This window comes from Pseudomonas gessardii (assembly GCF_001983165.1).
GTDB lineage: Bacteria > Pseudomonadota > Gammaproteobacteria > Pseudomonadales > Pseudomonadaceae > Aquipseudomonas > Aquipseudomonas gessardii.
In genome coordinates this window covers 1-1459 of the sequence record NZ_MNPU01000122.1, presented here as the reverse complement: position 1 = coordinate 1459, position 1459 = coordinate 1, and the positions used below count along the sequence as shown (strand labels likewise).

At 52.3% G+C, this 1459-nt stretch carries 1 protein-coding gene; it reads right to left on the bottom strand.

The annotated features are described in order from the left end of the window. Window positions 1-46: 46 nt before the first annotated feature. Window positions 47-1410, bottom strand: a protein-coding gene (locus BLL38_RS30230; protein WP_090412738.1) for an IS3 family transposase whose coding sequence is annotated in 2 segments (ribosomal slippage) — window positions 47-945 and window positions 945-1410 — 1365 coding nt in all. Because the reading frame shifts where the segments join, the coding sequence is not laid out codon by codon here. Window positions 1411-1459: the final 49 nt, after the last annotated feature.

Here is a 1459-nt window from a genome sequence, read left to right as displayed (position 1 = left end):
GGTTCCGCCCTTACGTGAACTGCCCCCCGAATGTTGGACAGGGACGCTATTGATTCAGCGTCTGGATACGAAATTGTACCGGACTCAAGCCATTCAGTCTGAGGCTTATGCGGTCTTGGTTGTAGTAGGCAATGTAATCCTCTATGCCTGATGCCAGCTGCTCCACACTCTCAAATGATTCCAGATAGAAAAACTCGCTCTTGAGTGTGCCGAAAAAGCTTTCCATGGCGGCATTGTCCAAGCAATTACCCTTGCGCGACATGCTCTGCTCGATGCTCTTTTCGGCCAGCATATGTCGGTAGGTAGGCTGCCTGTACTGCCAACCCTGGTCAGAGTGCAGTATTGGTTTTTCATCTCGACTCAGTCGCCCGAAGGCTTTTTCCAGCATCATCGAGACCATCCTGAATTCGGGACGTCGGTTGATCTGGTAGGCCAGGATCTCGCCGTTGTACAAATCCATGAGAGGCGAGAGAAACAGCTTTTGCCCCTTCACCTTGAACTCCGTCACGTCGGTTACCCATTTCTGGTTAGGGGCTTCTGCCTTAAATTCGCGCTTTAGTAGATCAGGCGCAACAAGCCCTTCAGCACCTCGGTAAGAGCGATATTTCTTCACTTTGACCAGCGACTTGAGGCCCATTATCTGCATCAGCCGATGCACCTTTTTGTGATTGATCAACTCACCACTGTTTCCAAGGGTCGCAGTGATACGGCGGTAGCCGTAACGCCCCTTATTCCCGTGAAAGACGCTGCGGATGCGATCTTTAAGGTCGGCATGCTTGTCGGTTAGCAGTGTTTTGCTTTGGTAATAGAAGGTGCTGCGTGCAAGTCCCGCTGCACGTAGCAACAGAGCAAGTGGATGCTCATGCCTCAATCCTTGGACGGCCTGCGTTTTTTTGGCTGCGCAGTACGGGGATCCGCTTGGATTAAGGCATCGAGCTTTTTTAAATAGGCATTCTCCGCGCGCAGATAGGCCAGTTCTGCGAGCATTTGTTCAGGGGTCAGCTCTGCGTCCGCAGGAAGAGCAGGACTTGCTTTGGGTTGTCTGGAAGGTTTGCGGGGCATGCTGGACTCTTGAAGACGATGCGGTTGTAGCGCTTCTACGCCGCCCTCATCGTACAGCTTTTGCCACTGCCTGATACTGCTTGGGCCACGGATATCAAACTGTATACAGGCCTGTTGGGCCGACAGTCCGTCTTGTTCGATGCACTGCAAAACCTTCAATTTAAACTGGGCATCGTAATGGCTGTACTTAGCAATCAAGCCAGAGGAACCGTGCTTTTCAAAACCCTTGATCCAGCGCCGCAGTAGCGATGGACTCAAGCCATGCCTGAGGGCCACCTCATGAACGCTACTGGCAGACAGACACTCTTCAATCAGTGATTGCTTGAGCGCTAGGTTGTATTTCGTCATGGAACACCCTCCCGAGGGGTCAGGTGTCCAACATTCGGGGGGCAGTTCA